Annotated in this window: 17 protein-coding genes (1 of these 17 running past the window's edge); 9 read left to right on the top strand and 8 right to left on the bottom strand. The window is 38.2% G+C overall.

Features of this window, described 5'->3' with window-relative positions; translation table 11 throughout:
- The 6 genes from Q0192_RS02890 to Q0192_RS02865 form a co-directional block, all read left to right on the top strand.
- The coding region (locus Q0192_RS02890; RefSeq protein WP_299285806.1) for a hypothetical protein at nucleotides 1–279 on the top strand (279 nt) is incomplete at its 5' end.
- Between the two features lie 35 nt (nucleotides 280–314).
- Nucleotides 315–1178: a glycosyltransferase gene (locus tag Q0192_RS02885; RefSeq protein WP_299285804.1), complete on the top strand. Its 864-nt coding sequence runs from the start codon at nucleotides 315–317 to the stop codon at nucleotides 1176–1178.
- 215 nt (nucleotides 1179–1393) lie between these two features.
- Nucleotides 1394–2485 carry a hypothetical protein gene (locus tag Q0192_RS02880; RefSeq protein WP_299285802.1) on the top strand — a complete coding sequence of 364 codons (1092 nt, stop codon included), beginning with the start codon at nucleotides 1394–1396 and terminating at the stop codon, nucleotides 2483–2485.
- Between the two features lie 296 nt (nucleotides 2486–2781).
- Nucleotides 2782–3693, top strand: a complete 912-nt coding sequence (locus Q0192_RS02875; protein WP_299285799.1) for a hypothetical protein — start codon at nucleotides 2782–2784, stop codon at nucleotides 3691–3693.
- Between the two features lie 114 nt (nucleotides 3694–3807).
- Nucleotides 3808–4944, top strand: coding sequence for a glycosyltransferase family 1 protein (locus Q0192_RS02870; protein ID WP_299285796.1), 1137 nt, complete (start codon nucleotides 3808–3810; stop codon nucleotides 4942–4944).
- Between the two features lie 503 nt (nucleotides 4945–5447).
- The gene (locus tag Q0192_RS02865; protein WP_299285793.1) at nucleotides 5448–6281 is read left to right on the top strand and encodes a glycosyltransferase; all 834 of its coding nucleotides are present in this window, start codon (nucleotides 5448–5450) and stop codon (nucleotides 6279–6281) included.
- A gap of 37 nt (nucleotides 6282–6318) precedes the next feature.
- Here the strand turns inward: Q0192_RS02865 and Q0192_RS02860 are convergent, their stop codons facing one another.
- The 4 genes from Q0192_RS02860 to Q0192_RS02845 form a co-directional block, all read right to left on the bottom strand.
- Complete coding sequence (locus tag Q0192_RS02860; protein ID WP_299285790.1) at nucleotides 6319–7449, bottom strand: glycosyltransferase family 1 protein; 1131 nt, start codon at nucleotides 7447–7449, stop codon at nucleotides 6319–6321.
- Between the two features lie 141 nt (nucleotides 7450–7590).
- Entirely contained in the window at nucleotides 7591–8280 is a 690-nt protein-coding gene (locus Q0192_RS02855) for an acyltransferase (protein WP_299285787.1), read from the bottom strand.
- Complete coding sequence (locus Q0192_RS02850) at nucleotides 8270–9676, bottom strand: hypothetical protein (RefSeq protein ID WP_299285783.1); 1407 nt, start codon at nucleotides 9674–9676, stop codon at nucleotides 8270–8272. Before Q0192_RS02850 ends, Q0192_RS02855 begins: the two co-directional genes overlap by 11 nt.
- 5 nt (nucleotides 9677–9681) lie before the next feature.
- A complete protein-coding gene (locus tag Q0192_RS02845) occupies nucleotides 9682–10611 on the bottom strand; it encodes a glycosyltransferase family 2 protein (RefSeq protein ID WP_299285780.1) in 930 nt (309 codons plus the stop codon).
- 343 nt (nucleotides 10612–10954) lie between these two features.
- Between Q0192_RS02845 and Q0192_RS02840 the strand changes: the two genes are divergently transcribed.
- The 3 genes from Q0192_RS02840 to Q0192_RS02830 all read left to right on the top strand — a co-directional run bounded on the left by Q0192_RS02840 (nucleotide 10955) and on the right by Q0192_RS02830 (nucleotide 13776).
- The gene (locus Q0192_RS02840; protein WP_299285777.1) at nucleotides 10955–12397 is read left to right on the top strand and encodes a flippase; all 1443 of its coding nucleotides are present in this window, start codon (nucleotides 10955–10957) and stop codon (nucleotides 12395–12397) included.
- On the top strand, nucleotides 12394–13302 hold the full coding sequence (locus Q0192_RS02835) for a glycosyltransferase family 2 protein (RefSeq protein WP_299285775.1): 909 nt from the start codon (nucleotides 12394–12396) through the stop codon (nucleotides 13300–13302). The genes Q0192_RS02840 and Q0192_RS02835 overlap by 4 nt, the downstream gene beginning before the upstream one ends.
- A gap of 204 nt (nucleotides 13303–13506) precedes the next feature.
- Nucleotides 13507–13776 carry a hypothetical protein gene (locus Q0192_RS02830; RefSeq protein ID WP_299285772.1) on the top strand — a complete coding sequence of 90 codons (270 nt, stop codon included), beginning with the start codon at nucleotides 13507–13509 and terminating at the stop codon, nucleotides 13774–13776.
- A 46-nt stretch (nucleotides 13777–13822) separates the two neighbouring features.
- Here Q0192_RS02830 and Q0192_RS02825 read toward each other — a convergent pair whose 3' ends face one another.
- The 4 genes from Q0192_RS02825 to Q0192_RS02810 all read right to left on the bottom strand — a co-directional run.
- On the bottom strand, nucleotides 13823–14479 hold the full coding sequence (locus Q0192_RS02825; RefSeq protein ID WP_299285769.1) for a DUF4412 domain-containing protein: 657 nt from the start codon (nucleotides 14477–14479) through the stop codon (nucleotides 13823–13825).
- Nucleotides 14480–14717: 238 nt separating this feature from the next.
- Nucleotides 14718–15662, bottom strand: a complete 945-nt coding sequence (locus Q0192_RS02820; protein ID WP_299285766.1) for an ABC transporter permease — start codon at nucleotides 15660–15662, stop codon at nucleotides 14718–14720.
- A 257-nt stretch (nucleotides 15663–15919) separates the two neighbouring features.
- Nucleotides 15920–17422 (bottom strand): sugar ABC transporter ATP-binding protein, encoded by a 1503-nt coding sequence (locus Q0192_RS02815; protein WP_299285763.1) that lies wholly within the window; start codon nucleotides 17420–17422, stop codon nucleotides 15920–15922.
- Nucleotides 17423–17451: 29 nt separating this feature from the next.
- A protein-coding gene (locus Q0192_RS02810; RefSeq protein ID WP_299285760.1) for a substrate-binding domain-containing protein crosses the window boundary here: on the bottom strand, nucleotides 17452–17748 show its final stretch. 738 nt of this gene lie beyond the right edge of the window; the window shows 297 of its 1035 coding nt (coding positions 739–1035); its start codon lies beyond the right edge, outside the window; the stop codon is at nucleotides 17452–17454.

Below are 17748 nucleotides of genomic sequence, written 5' to 3'. Positions count from 1 at the left end.
GTTTACAAATATTTCCCTAAAAACCGTTGGAAATATTTGGCAAGGATAGCCATCAACAGCATGAAAGGTTTGAGGCAATTGCAACTGAAAGAAAGCTGGTATAATTTAATTGGCATCATCGAATTTTTGAAGATGAAAAAAACTTTAGCTTATACGCCGGTTTCAGAAAAGAGCCAGCAAACTTTTCTCCAGTATTTTTGGAGCACAAAACCAGCTTTCGAATTTGTTAAAAGGGACGTATCAAACTTGTTTAAAAAAACAGCCTTAAAAAAAACATAACTAAAAACAGCAATAACATTAAACAGCGATAATTTATGAAGCTTTCATTTGTGATTTTAAATTTTAACCGGGAAAAAGAACTGCTGCAAACTTTGGAAAAAACACAGCAACTTATGGCTGGCAAAAGCGGATTTGAAATTATTGTAGTTGATAATGCTTCCGCTGATCATAGTGTTGTTTCGGTTAAAAAAAATTTTCCAAGTGTCCGGTTGATCGAACGGAAAACCAACAGCGGTATAGCCGGTTGGAACGATGGTTTTGAAGCCGCCAAAGGGGAATATATGATTGTGCTGGACGATGACAGCAATATTGAGAGCGGTTTAGACGAAGCCATTAAAGTATTGGACGAACATTTGGATACTGGGATTTTGGCTTTGAATGTTACCGGCGGCGCTTTTCCTACCGATTACCTCATCCACATGCAAGACAATATTGATTTTATTGGCTGTGGCGCCATCATCCGCAAAGAAGTTTTTAACAAGATTGGCGGCTTTGCAGAATGGCTTTTTATTTACACCCACGAATGGGAATATGCGATCAGATGTTTGAATGCCGGTTATAAAATAAAATACTTTGAAGATTGCCACGTAACCCACCGCACCAGTAACATCAACCGGACTTCAAAAAGGCTAAAGGTTTTTTCGATAAGAAACGAAATGGCTATTGTGTATAAATTTTTTAGTGCACAAGACCGTGCAAAGTATGTGGCACGTGTTTATTTAAACAATTTAAAAAGCATTTATCATTATGGCATCAGTTCGATACCGTGGTATTACATGGCTTTAAAAGAGTTTTTAAAGCTGCGCAAAAGCCTAGAACACACGCCCGTAAGCCGGGAAGTGCAAGATTTTTACAGTAAAAGCTGCTGGTCAACCAGGCGTTTTTTTAAGATTATATAACCCTCATTTTAAATTTTTCTGAATTTGTTTACATGCTTCTTTTACCACCTAAAAATTAGTAAATAGCTATGTATTGTATCAACACAAAACACAAATTTTACAAGCATAAAAGAAGCATGGCAATCTATCCTAAGTTTATTAAAGAAACTTTAAACTTATTAAATTGCCTGGACTCGATTTAAACAAATTTTTAAAATAGTTGCATCAATCATTTTATGAAATATCAGCTTAATATTCAGCTTAAAAATTTTGATTTAAAACATGCAGGCACAAAAGCAGTAACAGATTGCGTACAAATATTAAACAGCAAAGGTTATACAAACATTTTCTTATCTTTTAATAAATCACCTTATCTCATCGGGTTTAGTTTGATAAAAGTAATTGCCCAATTATTAACTTGGATTGTTCTGATCGAACCAAATTCGCTTGTTGTTGCCCAATATCCAATCATCGGAATCAATCGTTTTTTTAAATTTTTTATCTATATTTTAAAAGCGAAAAAATGCAAAGTAGTTTGTATCGTCCATGACCTCAATTCGCTAAGATACCAGGAATCAGATCAGCAGGTAAGCAAAGAAATCGCATACTTAAATGCTTATGATACAGTAATTAGCCACAACAACCAAATGACCGAATGGTTGAAAAACAAAGGTTTAACAACGCATGTATTTCCAATCCAAATATTTGATTATTTGTATCAGGAAGAAAATAATTATAACCGGTCAGCGGCTTTTTCTGCGGATAAAAATGAAATTGTATTTGCCGGAAACTTAAACAGAGGCGCTTTTATTAATCAACTTTTTGAATTAAAAGAATTACAATTTAGTTTGTACGGGCCAACAAACAACAGCCGTAAATTGGCCCAACAAATAAACGTAACCTGGAAAGGGACTTTTGAACCCGAACTTTTGATAACGAAATTGCAAGGAACGTTTGGGCTGATTTGGGACGGCGATAGCATTATGGATTGTGTAGGCGAATACGGAAATTATATTTGCTATAATAATCCGCATAAAATTTCACTTTACTTTGCTGCCGGCCTGCCGGTAATTATACCTCAAAAAGCAGCATTAAGCACATTTGTGGAAAGAAACAATTTAGGGATTTGTATCAACAGTTTAGCAGATATGGATAAAAGCATTAGCCAGATTACAGTTGAGGCTTATGATAAAATGCTTAAAAATATTAGAATTTTACAACAACAATTGAAGCACGGATACTTTTTTTTAACGGCTTTAAAATGTATTGAAAAAGAAGAATATCTTTTGAAAGGGTTTGCACAAACAACCATTGCAAACAGAGGGTAAGTAGTTTTTAGATGAAAAAATTAATCTCCAATCCTAATTTCATTTATATAACTTCGTTTATAGTCCCTTTTTTATTTTACAGTTTAGAATGGTCCAACTTGTATCCAAGACTTGGTTTAAACCTTCTTTTGTTTTACCTGTTTACTTTTGTTATTTGTATTGTTTTAGGCAGCGTTATCTATTTTGCCAAACCATTTTCTTATACTCCGGTAACTGTTTCTAAATGGAACAGTTTAATAATATTGCTGATTTATATATTCTATTTTATAGAAGCCTTGTATTCCAGAAAAATACCATTGATCGGATTAATCCAAGGAACTTATGATTACAACGAAGATACATTTGGGATACCGGCGTTCCATACTTTTGTTGATTCTTTTGATACTTTTTATTGTGTATATTTATTCCACCAATATGTTTCAAGCAAAAAGAAACATTTGCTTTTCCTGTTTTTTGTATGTCTTTTTCCTTTTATCATTTTGGTTTACCGGGCCAATATTTTAAATGTGCTGCTTGGTTCTTTTACCGTTTATCTGTTAAGCCGGAAAGCAATATCTGCCAAAATAATAGTTAAAAGTTTGGTTGGGATAGTTGTTATTTTGTACCTGTTCGGTTTTATGGGAAATATACGTTCGGGCCACGGTGATTCAACTTTTGTCCCCAGAGCATCAGAAGCAACCGAAGAATTTATGAAAGGGCCGGTGCCAAATGAGTTTTACTGGTCTTACTTGTACATTGCTTCCCCTGTTGCCAATCTTCAAAATAACATTGATTATACCATCACGCCAAATGGTGATTATTTTGGGTTTGTAATGCACGAATGCATACCCAATTTTGTTATCAAACTTTTGCAAATGCGGGGGATTGAATTTCACCAAATCAATCCTTTTCTTAATGTAGGCACAATTTATGTTTATAGTTTTTCTTATTTAGGTTGGGGAGGAATGGTATTTCTTTTTATCTATTTTGTTGTTTTGATAAACCTTTATTATTATGCTTTGCAACGTACAAACACTTACAAAGTAGCCGGAATGGCCATGCTTTATAACGTTATCATCTTTGCAAATTTTCATAACACCATTGCTTATGCCGGTTCCAGCAGCCAACTATTATATCCCATTCTTTTTTCTATAGTTACCGATAAAATTATCAAAAGAAACACGCTTAAAAAATTAAAAAAAGCTAATTTGCCTGTTGAAGTTGTTTAAGTTTAATTGGCACTTTTTTAAAACTATTAATTCTGAGTTTATCATATAAAATTATAAAATAAAGCTCACTGTTTTTTAGGTGATAAAAGAAGCATATTGATAACAACTTGTACCATGAAGAAAAGTATTTTTATTAATGCTTCTATGATCACTGCAAAGCCAACAGGCGTAGGGATATACAATATTGAATTGTTAAAGAAACTTTTACCGAAACTTGTTAAAGAAAATATTGATTTTATTGTTTATTGTTACCATCCAAAACTGGTTGAAAAATTTATTGATAAAGATAAAATCAGGATACTTTCTTTGGGACCGTTGCTTGATAAAATACTTTTGCGTTTTTTATCCGTCCACCGAATTTTATGGAACCTTTTTGTACTGCGCAAAGCTGCTGCCGGTTATGCAATTATTTATGCTTTAGCAACTTACGGTCCTTTAAACTGTAAAAAACAAATCATAACTGTGCATGATTTAATTGCCTTGCAATTTCCGCAGCAACACAAGTTTCAGTTTTTGTACTTTAAATTCATTGTGCCGATTATTTTATACAACAGCGCCAAAGTTATTGCTATATCTGATTTTACCGCAAAAGAAATCACGAAACATTTTCCAAAAATAAAGCAGGAAAAAATAGAAGTAATAAAAAATGGCGTTGATCATATCCTGGATCAATCCAATGCTGTTTCTGATGATTTGGTTGATAAAATCACACATCATAAACCTTTTTGTTTGATGGTAGGCGCATCTTATTATCACAAAAACGCCAAAACTCTTTTAAAAGTAGCAAAGATACTCGAACCAAATAATATCCAATTTGTGGTAGCGGGCAGGCCGTCTTTGTATTATAAAAGTTTGATGGCAGATGCAAAAAACCAACAATTAAAAAATGTTTTTTTTATGGATTATGTAGATGAAGCAACGCTGAGTTCTTTTTACAAAAAGGCAGCTTTGCATATTTATATCAGTTTATACGAAGGTTTTGGTTTTCCACCGGCAGAGGCAGCATTTTATGGCACAAAAACTATCATTTCTAACCATCCGGCTTTGTTGGAAATTTACGCTGACCGCTTTCCAAGTGTTGAACCTGAAAATGCAATGCTGGTTGCCAATTTAATCAAGCAAAACTGTTTTCCGATTGCTAAAGATGCCCAGGTTTATCATGCTTTAGAAAGTATGTACAATTGGGAAAAAACATCGGTGAAAGTTTATGAGTTATTAACCAATGCGATAATATTTATTCAAAAAAAATAAATATCAAACTTGTTTAAACTTATTATTTTGTGCTTTACGACATGCTTCTTTTACCCTATAAAAATTGGTGTCCTGATAAATCAAAACCAGTCAATACCAATTTTTATAGGGTAAAAGAAGCATCAGGCCAAAAAACGGACCCCCAAAAAAGCGTAAACAACTTTATTTGCAAAAGTTGACTTCATAAAAAGTTGTGGGGAGATTATTTTTTTCGGTTCAATATTTCCCACAAAACCAGACAACCCCAATTTATTGTTCAAAAAAAAATAAGTAAAAATACTTGTTAAGTAACATTTATATGCTTTTTCTATTTTTTTTAAACAGTTTCAAAATCACCGCGTTCTACAATAACGGGAATATTCTTAGTTTGTAATTAAGTAATGTTTTCCTGAATTAATTTACCGTCATAGTCTTAACTGTTTAGCACTTTCTTTTTCAACGTAGCCCATCCTTGTTAATGCCATAAATATTACAGTTAAGGCGATCATTATTGTGTAGAAATCATGTTTGATATTACCGGGTCTATTGTTCTGTATAAAAATTCGCCGGCATTAGTAAAAAAAGCTATTGCCAGTTTTTTGAACACCAAATTAAATGTTCGGTTGTATTTGATTGATCATTCCCCAAATGAGGATTTGAAGTTTTTGGGCGAGGATGACCGGATCGAATATATTGCTAACCCTTTAAACCCCGGTTTTGGTGCCGGCCATAATGTAGCTATCCATAAAGTAGCCGAAAAGTCAAAATTTCATGCGGTCATCAACCCGGATATTTATTATAACGAAGCTGTCATCGAACCGATCATAGATTTTTTTGAACAATACCCAAGGATTGGAACGGTGATGCCCAAAATTTTGTACCCGGACGGCAGGACACAATATTTGGCCAAACTTTTGCCTACGCCTTTAGATTTTATTGTACGCAGGTTTATACCTTTTGATTTTATCAGAAATAAAATTGACAACCGTTTTGAATTACGGAAATCGGGGTATAACCGGTCGTTTAATGTTCCTTTCCTTTCCGGTTGTTTTATCATATTCCGTACAAGCGCCTTGTTGAAAATAGGCGCTTTTGACGAAAACATTTTTATGTACACCGAAGATATTGATATCTGCCGAAGGATAATAGATTTGGGCTATCGGTGTATGTTTTTCCCAAGTGTATCGGTGTACCATGACCACGAAAGGAAATCTTTTGTAGATTTTAAAATTTTTAAAATCTATTTAAAGTCGGCCATTTACTATTTTAATAAATGGGGATGGTTTTTCGACCGCGGCAGGGAGAAAATAAACCACGACACTTTGAAACAGTTTAGTACTTTAAAAGGTGCCTATTAAGGCTTAAACAACAGAATTAATAATTTACAGACTTTGGCTAAACCGCTTTTCTGAATATTTCAACGATTTGTCGGGCTGTTTTTTCCCAGGAAAACCCTTGTAAACGTATTTGCCCTTTCCGTATCATTTCTTTTCTAAGTTCCGCATCTTCTAATACTGTTTTTATGGCGGTAAAAACAGCATCGGTATCAAAGGGGTCAAATTGCAAAACGGCATCGCCGCCAACTTCAGGCAGGCAGGTGTTATTGGCCACCAAAACTGGCAGGTTGTGTGCAAAAGCTTCTAAAATTGGTATCCCGAAACCTTCATTCACCGAAGGGAAAACATACAATAAAGCGTTTTGATAAAGCTGGTTTAAGGTGGCATCCGGCAAATATCCCGTTAGCACCACATCGTTTTGAAGCTGGTTTTTTTCGATTGCCTGCAAAATCAATTCGTAATCCGTTTCGTTTGCAGCCGAAGGAATTGGCCCGGCCAAAACCAATTTCAGATGTTGAAACCCGGCTTTTTTTATCTTGCTAAAAGCAGTAATCAAAGCCGGAATATTTTTTCGCTTAAACATAGAACCAACGTGCAAAATGTACTGCAAAGGCAATATCGAAAAAGTTTTTAGCACGTGTTCAGGTTGATTGTTGCTTTTGATTTCGCTTAAAGATTTCGGGCCTTCATAAACCACCACCAATTTTTCGTTGGGAATTTGGGTGAAACGATGGATTTGCTTTTTGGCATATTCAGTTGGCGTAACCACAAATACTGCCCTTTTTGCCGCCGGGATTGCCGTTTTTTTGTACAGCCAAAGCCACAATTTGCCATAGTTTTCGGGGTTTTCAAAGAAGAAAGCATCATGAAAAACGGGAACAGTTTGATAACCCAAATGGATAAGCGGGACAAAATTATCGGTGCAAAAAACCACATCGCAATTTTTAGAAAAGGCTTTTAGCGGCAAAACCAGTTGCTTCCAAAGCTGGTATTTAAAATGCTCAACCCATTTTAAAATTTTGTTGTTGCCAGTATAAACAGGAAAGCTGGTATCTAAAAAATGAAAGCGGATTTCCTGCTGGTCCATCTGCTTAAACGCTTTGCACAACTCTTCCAGATAAGTTTTGGTGCCGGTTTTGGCCACGCGCAAATCGCGGATATCTACACCAATCGTTAGCGGTTTGCGCATCGTTTTAGTTTGAATTTAAGATAGATCAAATCCATAAATGCTTCTTTTATCGGTATAATTTTGGTGTGTTTAATCTGAAAAAATCTTTCGGCCGTACTTATTTTTAGGTGATAAAAGAAGCATCGAGCAACTCATCATTTCTTAACGGTTCTTCAATACTTTTGCCGGAACGCCAGCCACAATAGAATTTGCCGGAACAGATTTGGTAACCACGCTTCCGGCCGCAACCACGCAGCCATCGCCAATGATTACACCGGCCAAAATAGTTGCCCCGGCGCCAATCCAGCAATTGTTGCCGATGATGACCGGGTTTTTGGTAACGCCTTGTTCTTTAATCATTTTTTCCTGATCTGCATAATTATGGTTCTCTGAAAACACCTGCACGTTTGGCCCAAAAATAACATCGTTACCGATTGTAATTCCGCCTTGTCCGGCCAGGTAAACCCGCGCGCTGATTCCGGTCCGGTTTCCAATCGTAATTCCTGTTCCTTTTTGGGCGATAATGCCGGTGCAAAACAAAATACCATCGCGTGCAATAGAAACATCATCGCCCAAAATAATTCCGTTTGCAGAAAGTGCATTGATGCTTACGTTGTCTTCCAGGATCAGGTTTTTCCCGGCGCTCAATTGGTAAGCATGTTGCACTTTCACATTACTCCCCAAAAAAACAAACCCTGACGATTGCTTTAAAAAAGGCTTCAACAATAACCCTCGCGTAAGCTGCACCAAACGAACACTGGTAATGCCCAGCAAATCCCGAAACGAATATGCACTTTCCCATTTGTAGTCCGGGTTGTTCTTTAGCTTTCGAATCAGGTTTTCAATAAACATGTGCTTCTGCTAATTCGGGTTTGGGTGCCGGTGCTGTTTTTACCTGCATAATCATGTTGATCAATAAACCTGATAAAAACCAGTTCATGTAGGATAGATACGTGGACGACTCCATTTCGGAAGTTAAGGTAGAAATCAAAAATCCAACTTTTATCAAAAACACAGTCATACATACTTTTCTTTCTTTTCCTTTTAGCAATGGGAGCCATTTTAAGCTTGTTTTAATAAACATTACATAAACCAATATATATAAAAACATGGCAATGATTCCGGCCTGGACGCCAATGATAATAAATTGATTTTCTCCGCCTATATTTTGGTTTAATGTATTTCCAACCCTTCCTGATGACCCTAACCCAAGTCCGAAAGGATACTGGATTATTGATGCAATTCCTTCTACCCAAGCTAAAAGATGCCCAACACTGGATGGATCGCTAAAATCAATCGTGTTCAAAATAACCGCAATAATACCACTGTGGTTGTTTTCAAATTGATAAAACAGGTAGGCAATATAAACTGCACTCAAACCTAAAACAGTTTGGATGGCATTAACAATCATTTTTCTTTTGGTAACCAATGCATACACATAGATCATGATAAAATAGCTGGCCAATGGTGCGCGCGATATGGCAAATAGGATAGATAAAAATGTGGCACCGAGGGCAAGCAAGCCGATGCCATTGATATTTAATTTATTGTCGTCCCTTGTGTATAGGCCGGCAATTACGGCCAGGGCAAGCAGCGTGGCAGTAGCATGTTCAAGCGGGTTGGTAAAAAAACTGCCGAAACGGATGTAGCCACTATCAGAGGTAAAGGTTGTTTGCAGTCCGTAATCGCCGGTTGAATCAAGGTTGAAGAAATAGTAACTGTAGTCGAAATAACCGGAATGAAATTGCAAAGGACTTTGCGCAGCCACCTCAACAAGCAGCACGGCCCCGGCCGCAATAGTCAGCAAGATAACGTAACTGAAGTATTTATTGATGTAAATGGTTTTTGAATCAAAAAAGCGCGCAGTAAAATAAACCACAATATAAAAAGAAAGGCTTTTTAAAGACATGAGCCGGTTTACAAAGCTTTGCTCGCCGATAGGCAAAATGGCATAGGCAATAAGGCAGAGTAGATAGGCGAATATTAAATAATCAATCAGGTGAAACCTGGGACGGTGTTTTAAGCTTGCTATATTTAAAAAAAGTACAGTAAAAACAAGGGCTTCTTTAAAACCCTGCATGTAAGGGATAAAAACTTTAAGGCCCAGTATAAATGTAACCGACATTGCGGTGGTGTAAATAGACAGGCCGAAAATCATGAATATAAGTAAGCCGGCCCTGTTTCCCTTTAAAACTTCTCTTAAAGCAACGATAAAAGAAGTAAGGTAAATGAGCGGAAAAATAAACATGTTGCTTAACGTAAATTATCTTCGGGCCAAATTAAGTTTTTTGGCGTGAAAAAACCTTCTTTCAATCCTTTAACCAAAAACCGGGCTTTTTCTTTTCTTCCGCGAAGCTTAAAATAAAACCACAAAGCCGCGTAATAAGAAGCGTTGTACAAAATATTGATCGGAAAGAAAACAGGTTTTCCGTAACGGCGCAAAAACCAAAGGTGGTTCCGGCTGATGTAATAATGAATGACCGGGCTGAGAAAACCTTCTTGTTTGGGCGCCGCTACTTTTGCAGAAACACCTGCTTCGTGGTACATTTTGCACGATGGCAGGTAATGCAGTTCATAACCTTTGCTTCTCATTCTGAAAGAAAGTTCTACGTCTTCATAATACAAAAAGAACTTTTTATTGAACAAACCACTTTTTATTAAAGCCGAATTTCTAATCAGCATACAGCAACCGGTCAGCCATTCCACACTCTTGTAAGTATTTTGGGTTGAAACTTTAGTGCCCGAAGAAGTAACGCCAAGCACTTTGTTAAAGCTGCCTTCGCCGTTCCAAACGATGCTTCTTTTATGCATCCAAAATATGGCAGGTTGTACCGCTGCGGCTTTGGAATGTTGGTTTAAATGTTTAACGAGTTTAGAAACGATATCTTCATCAACTTCTGTATCTGTATTGATAATGAGCGAATAAGTATATCCTTTTTCTATTGAAAAAACTAATCCCCTGTTATTGCCTTCTGCAAAACCTAAGTTTTCTTTGTTTTCTATATAGATGAGGTTAGGAAACTTGGTTTTTAGTATTGCTATGGAATCATCGGTCGAGCCGTTATCGGCCAAAATTATATCAAAGCAATGTTCATCGCAATATTGTTTTAAGGATGAAATACAATTTGCGGTATGTACAGGTGTATTCCAATTGAGCAGGATTAATGCAACCGGCTTAGGCATTTTTGTATAAAGTTTGCGCGTGTGTACTTAAACAATGGTACGGTGATATTCAAAATAAGTACAATATGGGTAAAACGACTGGTAAAATTAACTGTTATGCCACAATAACCCATCCCGAAAATTATATTAATTTTGCCCTAACAGGAACTTGTTAGAGCCTGTTTAAATTTATACAAGAAAAAATGTTAATGCTTCTTTTACCCTATAAAAATTGGTTTTAGCATCAACCTAAAAAAACAAAAACCATTTGCCACCAATTTTTAGGTGATAAAAGAAGCATAAAAAAATAAATGAACAAAATTTAAACAGGCTCTTAATCTGCATTTGCCTGTTTTTAAATAGCATGGCTAAAAACTATTTTTACAATCTACTGCTTACTTTAGCCAATTTATTGTTCCCGATATTAAGTTTCCCTTACGTTTCGCGTGTTTTAGGTCCCGAAGGAATAGGAAAGGTTCAATTTATTTTTTCTTTTGCGCAATACTTTGCAACAATCGCCAGCTTTGGTATCCCTATTTACGGGATGAAAGAGATTGCCTGTTATAAAGATGATATGCAGGGCCGGTCGCGTGTATTCTCAGAATTGCTTGTTATTTATGTATTAACAAGTGTTTGTTTGTCGGTACTATACTTAGCCGTTATCTACACTTTTCCATATTTTAACGTTAACCGGGATATGTACCGGGCGGCGTTGTTACTGGTGCTGTTGGGTTGTTCGTACACGGATTGGGTTTATATGGGCATGGAAGAATTTAAATCTATTGCTTTACGATCGGTGTTGTTTAAAGTAATCGGGTTATTGCTAATATTCACGTTTATTAAAACAACAGCCGATTATAGAAATTACCTTTATTTAATGATGTTTTCGTTTTTGGGGAACAATATATTGAGCCTTTTTTTATTGAAAGGTAAAGTAGGTTTAACGCTATTGGGCCTGCAACTGCGCAAACATACCATGCCGTTGTTGTTTATTTTTGGTTCAACAATAGCGGCAAGCATGTATGCTGATTCGGATACCGTTTTACTTGGGTTTCTTTCGAACAGCAAAACAGTGGGCCTTTATACGGCTGCGGTTAAACTGAGCAAAATCAGTATCCCGATAGTAACATCAATGGGTGTAATACTGATGCCCAAAATAGCCAAATATTTTGCAGAAAAAGATATGGCCGAGATCCAGAACACATTAGATCAAACTTTCAGGTTCCTGGTATTTTTAGGCGTGCCTATTGCGTTTGGTTTGGCACTCCTGGCACCCGAGTTTATTGCTTTGTTTTCGGGGAGGCAGTTTTTAGAGGCAGCAAATAGTATGCGCGTGCTTTCGGTACTGCCATTAATTATCGGTTTTGCGCATTTTTTGTTGTTTATGATACTTGTGCCCGCCGGCAGAAACCGGGAAATGTTTTTATGCGTGATAGGTGGTTTGATAATAAGTTTGTTGTTGAATGTTCTTCTAATCCCTATTTTGCGGCAAGTAGGGTCGGCCATAGCCAATGTATGTTCAGAAACCGTGGTTACCTTACTCTATTTCTATTTCATTAAAAAGAATTTTTCTTTTGCTTACCAATGGTTCCTGGTGACGCAAGCGATCATCAGCGCGCTGATATTTATCCCACTGGTTTGGATGGTAAAACAACTGGAATTACCTTTGGCTTATATGCTTATCATCTCAATAACTGGCTGCGCTTTAGCTTACATCACCCTACAGTTTTTATTGTTCAAAAATAACTTTGTATTCAGTGTGGTAGATGTTGTTAAAATGAAAATGGATAAAACCATTGAAGCATGAAAATATCAGTAGTAATGGCTACTTACAATGGCGAAAAGTACCTGGAACAACAAATCAAATCAATACTTGGCCAAACTTTGAAACCAGACGAATTTATTGTTTGTGATGATAATTCCACCGATGGCACCATCAAAATTTTGGAAAAATACAAGCAGTTATTCAAGCTAACTTATGTGGTTAATACAGCTCGGTTAGGTGTTATCAATAACTTTGTTAAAGCAGTTTCCCTGGCAGCGCCCGGTAATTATATTTCACTTGCCGACCAGGACGATGAATGGATGCCTGATAAATTAGAAAAATCGGTTCAACGATTAAAAGAAATAGATGATGCAGCTATACCTTGCATGGTATATTCTGATTTGATGCTGGTTGACCGGGATGAAAATCTATTGAACATATCATTCTGGAACGAAGTAGGGCAACAGGAAAAATATCAGCATAACCTGCAAACCTTGTTATTTGGGCAGTTTGTAAACGGATGTACTACCATACTCAATCCGGCATTAAGGCGAATGTTTAAAAATATTCCCGACAAAGTCCGTTTTCACCACGACGATTGGATAGCCGTAGCTGCTTTTGCTTTCGGAAAAGTTGCAAGTATCAAAGAGCCGCTTGTTAAATACCGTAAACACGGCAATAATGTAACGATCAAAACCAATACAAAACCAAGAAATCGTTACCGTACTCTTACAGAGCAGTTGTTTAAAGTTATTCAAGGAAAAGACGATTTCCTTTCCATCCGGTTTGAATTGGCCCGCCTTTTTTATGATCAATATGCTCCGGCAATGACCGCCGAAGTAAAGCAATGTTTTGAAAAATTTATAGCATTGGAAGGCCGGTCTTACTTTGCAAAAAAAATAGCATTCAGGCGAGTGGTTAAAAAATTTCAAATAGAAGAGCCTTAAATTCTGTTGAACTTATTTGCGATGCTTCTTTTACCCTATAAAAATTGGTGAGCATTTGGTTTTTGATTTATAAAAATTGATACGGGCACCAATTTTTATAGGGTAAAAGAAGCATTGGGATTATTTCTTACATAAATTTAAACTGGATCTTTATTTCATCACCAAACAATCTTAAATTTGATTGGTGGTACTGAAATGATTGAAATGGAAAAAAACGCTAAACAATTTTTGATCGCCTTAAACAAAATTGATGAGGACAACTTAGCGTTTTTCCTGATCCGGGAACCCGAATCGCCAGAGGATGAAATGGATAAATTGAAAAACCATTACCGGTTTGAAGTGATTAACGGAACGGCTTATTTTGGGTTTCATGATGATTCTGACCTGCCGGATTATATCCGTAAAAAATGCTTAATAACTTTTGACCATTTTTTTCCGGAGGGAAAAATCTTTGGCCACATGCTGAATCATTAAAGAGTTCAAGTAAGCGCATCCTAAATCAGCATTTTTTATACAAACTTCAATTACCAACCGGCATTTGCCGTAACTGTTGCGGCGATAAAGGCGTGTAACCGGCAGGCGTAGAAAATACATTGGCAGGCACTGGTTCAAACTTGATTTCTTTTACCGTCGTTTTTGTTTTCATCCCGTTTTGGTTGATGCTAAAGGTAAGCGGCACGCCCAAAGTGGAATCCAGCATCATGGTTAAAGAGTTTGGAAGGAGGGAAATATCTTTTGTAAACCACATTTCTGTTGTTTCATCGGATAATTTATCTTTTGCCAAATACTTAGCGGCCTGATAACCGGCAATCGTTTTTGTTTCGTTTTGCTTGGCGATGGTATGCGGCGGAAGCTGGCCAATCTCTTCGGCCTGGTCATTTTTGTTGTAATCCACCACAAATTGCCGGGCAGGCGATTTCAGCAAAACACGCATAAAGTTTGTTTTCCTGTCGGTAATAATGGTGGTTGATTCTTCATTGGTTTTTTGGATGCTCACGGTAGAATCCCCTTTAAAATAAACAATGGCTTCTTTAGGCAAAAACTCGGCGTATTGTTTCAGGCTGTCGGGCAACTGGTATTCAAGCTGGTAAACAATTGATCCTTCGTCTGTATTTTTTCGGTTGCAGGCAACCAAAAAAACCAACCATACAAAGGCGGCCATCGTTAAATTTTTCATTCTTTTTATTTCGGGAAGTGTAAGTTAAAAGCTAAACGTTTTGTTTTTGATAAAGATACTGCACCTGATTTGGTTTGCTTTCAATTATTTTCAACTTCAATTTTGCCGATGGCTTCATAAATTTTTTTGGAAGCGGTAATAAGTTTGCCGCTTTTAGTTTACAGCCTTTTCTGGAAAAAGCTTGGCAAAGAACTCACATTTAAAACTCATCAGCAAAAAACCAAAGCTAAATTTACAATTATTTGTCTTGAAACCTTTGCAGCAATACTGCCAAAATGATAATTACGCCTTTGATAATTTGTTGAGAATAAGCGGTGATGTCCAGCAAATTCATCACGTTTCCCATCATGCCCAAAATTAGCACGCCCAAAAAAGTATTGATGGCCGAACCTTTTCCGCCTTTTAAACTTGTACCGCCAATTACTACGGCCGCAATCACATCCAGTTCCATGCCCACGCCCAAATTTGGCGAACCTACCGAAGTCCTGGCCGTACTGATGATCCCGGCCAAAGCTGCCAGCCCGCCGATAATTGCATACACGCTAAATTTATAAAGGTGCACTTTGATGCCTGATAAATGTACCGCTTCTTCATTGCTGCCGGTGGCAATCAGGATACGGCCAAAAACATTGTATTTTAAAAGGATGGCAGTTATGGCAAACACGATAAATAAAACAATTGCCGGGTTTGGGATGCCAAGCGTCCTTCCGCTGCCAAAATCGGTCAGGGCTGCGGCTTGGTCATCTACCATAATGGGCGCGCCTTTTGAAAAAATAAAACCGCAGCCCCGCACAATCGTCATCAGGGCAAGAGTGGCGATAAAAGGGGCTATTTTTTGGTAAGAAACCAAGTAGCCGGAAACTGCACCGGCCAAAACACCGGAGCCAAGCGCGGCCAGAACAGCCACAGAAAGCGGCATGGACTGGGAAAACAAGGCAATCAATACGCCAGCCATCGCCACAACCGAACCTACCGACAAATCAATCCCGCCGGTTAAAATCACCAGCAACATGCCCATGCTGACGATCCCGACCGGTGCCAACTGCCTGATTAAGTTTGACAAATTATTGGCGGTAAAAAAAGCATCAGACATCATGGCCGAAACCAGCAGCATGATCAAAAAAATGACAATTGTGTTGTGCCTGATGATAAGCTGGATTGAATTCTTTAAGGTTGTCCCCATTATTTGTTGGTTTTGTTTTGGTTTAATTCTGATTGTTTTAAACTTATCTCCGGATGCTTCTTTTATCGGATAAAAATTAAGGTCATCCCCCTGGCCCCCTTCAAAGGGGGAAAAGGGCCGGGGTGCCTATCTTTCCTTCTTCCAATTTCTAAACTTTAGAAAGGTAAGCGATAGGCTTCCCCCTTTTGAAGGGGGTTAGGGGGATGAGTTGATGGCCATTGTATCTTACAAAAACAAAAGTTTAACAAGTTTTTTATTTAATGTGCACCGATCGAAAGCCTTAAAATATTTTCTTCTGTAAATTCTGTTTTGTTTAGCTCGCCTTGGATCTGCCCTTCGCGCATTACCAAAATCCGGTCGCAAATGCCCATCAATTCTGCCGTTTCCGAAGAAATAACAAGGGTTGCCACGCCTTGCGCAGCCAAATCATTGATCAGTTTATAAATTTCCACTTTTGCGCCAACATCCACGCCCCGTGTCGGCTCGTCAATAATCATCACCTTGCAATTGGTGTTGGCCCATTTGGCCAAAACCACTTTCTGCTGGTTTCCACCGCTCAGTTTGCCGGTTGCCAGGTCTCCGTTTGGTGCTTTAATGTTTAGTTTTTTTATCAGGCTGTCTGCATTGCCTGTTTCTTTTGGTGCGTTGATAAAGCCCAGCCCGTTTGAAATACCTTTTAAATTGGTCAGGCTGATGTTCTCTTTAATTGGCAAAGAAAGGATAACACCCTGCAACTTGCGGTTTTCCGGTACCATGCCTATCCCATGTTTTACGGCATCAACCGGCGAAGCAAAGGCCACCTTTTTTTCATGGATAAAAACAGTACCGGCAGTGCGTTTATCGGCAGCAAAAATAGCCCGCACCGTTTCTGTCCTTCCGCTGCCCACCAAACCGGCAATCCCTAAAACTTCCCCTTCGTTTACCTGCAACGATACATTTTTTACTTTTCCGGCGATGCCGATGTTTTCTGCCCGAAGCACTTCTTTTCCAACCGCCGTTTCGCGCGGCGGGAACATGGCGTTCAAAGTCCTGCCCAGCATCATTCTGATGATCGTGTCTTTATCAGTATTGGCCACGTCCAGGGTTTCGCTGGAAGTACCATCTTTTATGACCGTTACGCGGTCGGCTATTTTAAAAATCTCGCTCAAATGGTGGGAGATGTAGATGATGGCCACACCGTTTTTCTTCAACTTGAACAAAGTATCAAACAGTTTCAGCACTTCTGTCGGGCCTAAAACTGCCGACGGTTCGTCCAAAATCAGCACTTTAATGTTTTCTGATAAAGCTTTTGCTATTTCTACCACCTGCTGTTGAGCAATGCTCAGGCGGTTTACCTTTACCGAAGGGTCAATCGTAAAACCAATGCTTTCGATCAAACCAGCGGCTTCCTGGTTCAACTTTTTCCGTTTCAACCACCAACCGTTTTCGCCCAAACGGTTTAAAAAGATGTTTTCGGCAACCGATAAATCGGGCACCAAAGAAAATTCCTGGTAAATAATGCCGATGCCCAGCTTTTTGCTGTCGAATGTGTTTTTGATGTGCGCTTCTTCGCCATCAATAAAAATCTGGCCTTTGTCTTTTTGGTGCACGCCCGAAAGTATTTTCATCAGTGTTGATTTGCCGGCACCGTTTTCGCCCATCAACGCATGTATTTCTCCGGGCATGGCTTTTAGCGTAACGTCTTTTAAGGCAGCAACGCCGCCAAAAGATTTAGCAATGTTGCGCAGCTCAACCCGGTTTGTTAAACTTTTATTTTCCAAGAGGTTAGGGTTTTAGGTTGAAGGATTGGCTAAAAGGCAGCTTTTTCATCGTAAAACTGGTCAACGTTGTTTTTATCAATCAGTATGGATTGCGTGTACATCACCCTGTCCAGGTATTTATCGCCGTTCAAGTAGCGCACCGCCGATTCGACCACTAATTTCCCCAAACGGTTTGGGCTGTTTAAAGCGGCAACACCGTATTTGTTTTGTTCGATTAGTTTTAATGCTTCTTTTTGCCCGTCAAAAGCCACCACCATCATGTTGGTTTCTTTTCCCAATTCTTTAACGGCCCGCAAGGCGCCCAAGGCCATGGCATCGTTTTCTGC

Origin of the sequence: uncultured Mucilaginibacter sp., from assembly GCF_937859865.1 — a bacterium.
GTDB lineage: Bacteria > Bacteroidota > Bacteroidia > Sphingobacteriales > Sphingobacteriaceae > Mucilaginibacter_A.
The sequence above is the reverse complement of the archived record's forward strand: the minus strand, read 5'-3'. Positions and strand labels throughout refer to the sequence as shown.

Excerpts from the sequence above, each read along its gene's own strand:
- Q0192_RS02885 (WP_299285804.1), top strand. The coding sequence starts at position 315 with ATGAAGCTTTCATTTGTGATTTTAAATTTTAACCGGGAAAAAGAACTG.
- Q0192_RS02880 (WP_299285802.1), top strand. The coding sequence starts at position 1,394 with ATGAAATATCAGCTTAATATTCAGCTTAAAAATTTTGATTTAAAACAT.
- Q0192_RS02870 (WP_299285796.1), top strand. The coding sequence starts at position 3,808 with ATGAAGAAAAGTATTTTTATTAATGCTTCTATGATCACTGCAAAGCCA.
- Q0192_RS02865 (WP_299285793.1), top strand. The coding sequence starts at position 5,448 with ATGTTTGATATTACCGGGTCTATTGTTCTGTATAAAAATTCGCCGGCA.
- Q0192_RS02860 (WP_299285790.1), bottom strand. The coding sequence starts at position 7,449 with ATGCGCAAACCGCTAACGATTGGTGTAGATATCCGCGATTTGCGCGTG.
- Q0192_RS02855 (WP_299285787.1), bottom strand. The coding sequence starts at position 8,280 with ATGTTTATTGAAAACCTGATTCGAAAGCTAAAGAACAACCCGGACTAC.
- Q0192_RS02850 (WP_299285783.1), bottom strand. The coding sequence starts at position 9,676 with ATGTTTATTTTTCCGCTCATTTACCTTACTTCTTTTATCGTTGCTTTA.
- Q0192_RS02845 (WP_299285780.1), bottom strand. The coding sequence starts at position 10,611 with ATGCCTAAGCCGGTTGCATTAATCCTGCTCAATTGGAATACACCTGTA.
- Q0192_RS02840 (WP_299285777.1), top strand. The coding sequence starts at position 10,955 with ATGGCTAAAAACTATTTTTACAATCTACTGCTTACTTTAGCCAATTTA.
- Q0192_RS02835 (WP_299285775.1), top strand. The coding sequence starts at position 12,394 with ATGAAAATATCAGTAGTAATGGCTACTTACAATGGCGAAAAGTACCTG.
- Q0192_RS02830 (WP_299285772.1), top strand. The coding sequence starts at position 13,507 with ATGGAAAAAAACGCTAAACAATTTTTGATCGCCTTAAACAAAATTGAT.
- Q0192_RS02825 (WP_299285769.1), bottom strand. The coding sequence starts at position 14,479 with ATGAAAAATTTAACGATGGCCGCCTTTGTATGGTTGGTTTTTTTGGTT.
- Q0192_RS02820 (WP_299285766.1), bottom strand. The coding sequence starts at position 15,662 with ATGGGGACAACCTTAAAGAATTCAATCCAGCTTATCATCAGGCACAAC.